This window comes from Pseudomonas sp. Kh14, assembly GCF_900291005.1.
Classification (GTDB): domain Bacteria; phylum Pseudomonadota; class Gammaproteobacteria; order Pseudomonadales; family Pseudomonadaceae; genus Aquipseudomonas; species Aquipseudomonas alloputida.
Genome location: NZ_OLKJ01000095.1, coordinates 1 through 276, shown reverse-complemented (window position 1 = coordinate 276; position 276 = coordinate 1). Strand labels below are relative to the sequence as shown.

The 276-nt window shown below is 44.2% G+C and carries 1 protein-coding gene; it reads right to left on the bottom strand.

The genetic code is table 11. The features are described 5' to 3' along the window. Positions 1–163: 163 nt before the first annotated feature. Positions 164–276: hypothetical protein (locus FQ668_RS29120; protein WP_238346834.1), on the bottom strand; the 113-nt coding region annotated here is incomplete at its 5' end.

Here is a 276-nt window from a genome sequence, read left to right as displayed (position 1 = left end):
AGGTTGAATGTTGTGGTTGTCTTAGAGACGCCACCTTTGTGATTGTATAGCGTGATAACCTTTGCCATATTATTCTCCATAAAAAAAGCCCTGCATGGCAGGGCTTTTAAAATTCCCTTTCTCCATGAGGGGAATTCACTTATAGCATGTCAAAAACTTGGCATCAATCCCAGCTCAGAGCACCACCAGTCTGGTACTCGATAACCCGAGTCTCAAAGAAGTTCTTCTCCTTCTTCAAGTCCATGATCTCGCTCATCCAAGGGAACGGGTTAGTAG